Origin of the sequence: Ilumatobacter sp., assembly GCF_049588435.1 — a bacterium.
Lineage (GTDB): Bacteria > Actinomycetota > Acidimicrobiia > Acidimicrobiales > Ilumatobacteraceae > Ilumatobacter_A.
On the sequence record NZ_JBAVYV010000018.1, the window covers coordinates 1 to 2,712 of the forward strand.

A 2,712-nucleotide genomic window follows, 5' to 3' on the forward strand; every position below is an offset into this window, starting at 1 on the left:
GGATGACGCGCGGACCGGCCCCGGCCCGACGGTTCCGCCCGCCCGAGATCAGCGTCCTACCGCTGCCTCGATCTCCTCGCGCACCTCGTCGGTGATCCGTGGGATCACGTCGACGGCCTCGAAGTTCTGCACGACCTGCGACACCTTGGATGCGCCGGTGATCACCGACGACACCATCTCGTGCTTGGTCGCCCAGGCGAGCGAGAGCTGCGCCATCGAGCAGTCGAGTCGTTCGGCGATCGGGCGAAGCTTCTCGACGCGTTCGATCGCATCGCCGTCCGACAGTCGATCCTGCAGCCACTCGTACCCGGCGAGGGCACCGCGCGAGTCGTCGGGGATCCCGTCCTTGTACTTCCCGGTCAGGAGCCCCGACGCCAGCGGACTCCAGATCGTGTTCCCGTAGCCGTAGTCGGCGGTGAGCCGGGCGTACTCGCGCTCGACCTTCTTGCGCTCGAGCAGGTTGTACTGGCTCTGCTCGGTGATCGGCGCATGCAGGTTCCGGCGGTCGGCGATCTCGATCGCGGCGCGAATCTCGTCGGCGGACCACTCGCTGGTCCCCCAATAGTGCGCCTTGCCGGCGTCGATGATGTCGCTCATCGCCCGCACCGTCTCCTCGATCGGTGTGTCCGGATCGGAGCGGTGGCAGTACAGCACGTCGACGAAGTCGTGCTGGAAGCGTTCGAGCGAACCGTCGATCGCCTCCATCAGGTACTTCCGATTCAGCGTGTTGCGCATGTTCGGGACATCGCCGTGGATCCCCCAGTAGATCTTGGTGGTCAGGACGTAGGACCACCGCGGCCATCCGAGTTCACGCAACGCGTGGCCCATGATCTCCTCGCTCTTGCCGCCCGCGTACGCCTCGGCGTTGTCGAAGAAGTTGCAGCCTGCGTCACCGGCGGCCGCGATGCATTCGATCGCTGCCGCGTTGTCGATCTGGGCATCGAACGTCACCCAACTGCCGAAGCTGAGGATGCTGACCTTCAGGCCGCTGCGTCCGAGTCGACGGTATTCCATGTTCGGGTTGACGGTGGGTTGGGCCATGAGCGCAACGTAACCGATCGGTTGCGCGGTCAAACGTCCGTGCGGCGCGCTCGAGCGTTCAGACGGTGGGAACCGCGCCCGCAGCGCGATCCGCAGCGATCTCGTCGGCCATCGCAGCGACGACCTCCCCACGCAACTTCGCGACCGTACCGCGGTACGCCCCCGGCACGAGGGCGGCGAGTTCGGCAGCCCGGGCAACCGCGACGTCGAGGACGTTGTCGACCGGAACGACCTCGTCGAGGTAGCCGACGTCGACGGCACTGGCGGCGTCGGTGATGCGTGCTGTTGCGACGGAGCGCTGCAGATGCCGATTGCTGAGACGCGCGACCGAGATCGTGAAGGCCCAGTCGGGCAGCACCATGCCGATCGCGACCTCGTTCAACCCGATCTTGCAGTCGATGTCGGCGCCCACCCGCACGTCACAGCCGAGCAGCACGAGCGCTCCGGCCGCGAGTGCGTGCCCGGTGCACGCGGCGACGACGGGAACGCTCGCGCCGTACAGGCGCCGGACCAGTTCACCGCCGTCGGACACGAGGTCGGACATCGCTGCGAGGTCACCGGACCGCATGACCGTCAGGTCGAAACCGGCGCTGAACTTGCCCTCTCGGCCATGGATCACGAGCGACGTGATCGAGTCGTCCGCCTCTGCCTCGTCCAATGCCTCGAGGATCGCGGCGATGATGTCCTTCGACAGCGCGTTGGCCTTTCCGTCGTCGACGTGGCACACCAGCACCCCTGCGTCGAATCGTTCCGTCGTGACCGCATCGGTTGCCATGTCGGCACGGTATTCGACATCCCACCGATCACCGGAATCCGCCACGTGGCCGGGCGGTTTCGCCTCGGTGCGGCGACGAACGTCAGGCGGCGACGCCGGGGTGCACCGGGGGTGGGAGCCGGCGTGCGAGCACTGCACCTCCGATCGCCACAGCGACGGGGACGAGGAGTCCCACGGCGACCGCGTCGCCGGCGAGCCATCCCAACTGGTCCCCGAACGTCACGATCGCGCCGACGACACCCGTGCCGAGTGCGATCCCGAGGTTGTCGCTGAGCTGCAGCGACGAAGTCGTCACGCCGACGGCGCTCTCCTCGGCCGAGCGCAGCGTGACCTGAGCATGCGCGGCATACGCGAGGCCCATCCCGAGACCGGCGCACGACCCGCCGACGTGGATCATCCAGAACGGCAGGACCCCGGGCAACGAGGCGATCGCGACGGCTCCGATCCCACCGGCGAGCAGCACGAACCCGACGCGGATGAACGGGGCTTCGCCGACCCTCACGATCCATCGGTCCTGGATCCACGCGCCGGCGGTCCAGCTGACGGTCACCACCGTCACGGCGATGCTGCCGGCCAGCGTCGACGTGCCACGGCCGTTGGTCAGTGCGAACGGGACGAAGGCGTCGAGCCCGAAGAAGGCGAACGTCAGGATTCCGCGAGAGGCGATCGCGGCGGGCAGCCCCGACGCGCCGCGCAGGGTGCCGGGTGGTGTGAGCCGGGACAGAGGACCGACGCCCATCAGTGCACCGGCGACGAGCGCGGGGACGAGCAGTCGTCGGTCGGCGGTGAGTCCCGCCACGATCAGCGCCGCTCCGGCGGCGACACGTACCGCTTCGACGAGTCTGCGCCGAACGAAAGGCACGGGACGTGGCGTGACGTCGGCGACCGGGCCGAGG

The 2,712-nt window shown here is 68.3% G+C and carries 2 protein-coding genes and 1 pseudogene; all 3 read right to left on the reverse strand.

Annotation, left to right across the window (positions count from 1 at the left end; translation table 11 throughout):
• Positions 1-48 precede the first annotated feature (48 nt).
• Positions 49-1,014 carry an aldo/keto reductase gene (locus tag WBV89_RS00515; RefSeq protein WP_423979391.1) on the reverse strand — a complete coding sequence of 322 codons (966 nt, stop codon included), beginning with the start codon at positions 1,012-1,014 and terminating at the stop codon, positions 49-51.
• An 85-nt stretch (positions 1,015-1,099) separates the two neighbouring features.
• On the reverse strand, positions 1,100-1,816 hold the full coding sequence (locus WBV89_RS00520; RefSeq protein ID WP_423979390.1) for a crotonase/enoyl-CoA hydratase family protein: 717 nt from the start codon (positions 1,814-1,816) through the stop codon (positions 1,100-1,102).
• Between the two features lie 82 nt (positions 1,817-1,898).
• A pseudogene (locus WBV89_RS00525) lies at positions 1,899-2,712 on the reverse strand (MFS transporter); the annotation flags it as partial.